The sequence below is a fragment of the Dyella sp. SYSU CM1112 genome, assembly GCF_058216415.1.
The window spans coordinates 1-361 of the sequence record NZ_JBZEGI010000079.1; the positions used below are offsets into that span (position 1 = coordinate 1).

The 361-nt window shown below is 62.3% G+C and carries 1 protein-coding gene; it reads left to right on the forward strand.

Translation table 11 applies throughout. The features are described 5' to 3' along the window. A partial coding sequence (locus tag AC4HNJ_RS21700) for an esterase/lipase family protein (RefSeq protein WP_490481698.1) occupies positions 1 to 361 on the forward strand: 361 nt, incomplete at both ends.

Consider the following 361-nt stretch of genomic DNA (forward strand, 5'->3'; position numbering starts at 1 on the left):
CAAAGACGAGGCCACCGCCGTCTTCGAAGACGACCATCCCGGTCACGTATCGCCATGGCAGGGCTTCGTGGACGGTCCGCATGCGCAGCAGACCTGGCATGCGCAAAAACCCTTCCAGCCCTTGACCGCCGAGGAATCCGACCACGCCTGGGATAACTTCTTTTGTCCGGTGCATGTGCTGGGCTACAACTGGCTGCAAAGCAATGCCGATTCCGGCAAGACGCTGGCACAGAAAGTCCTGGACATCATCGACTTCTGGAACAACCGGACCGCCTGCGATTACCGCTGCGAGCAGGTCATCCTGGTCAGCCACTCGATGGGCGGGCTCACCACGCGCGCGGCGCTGCATCCGGCCTACGGC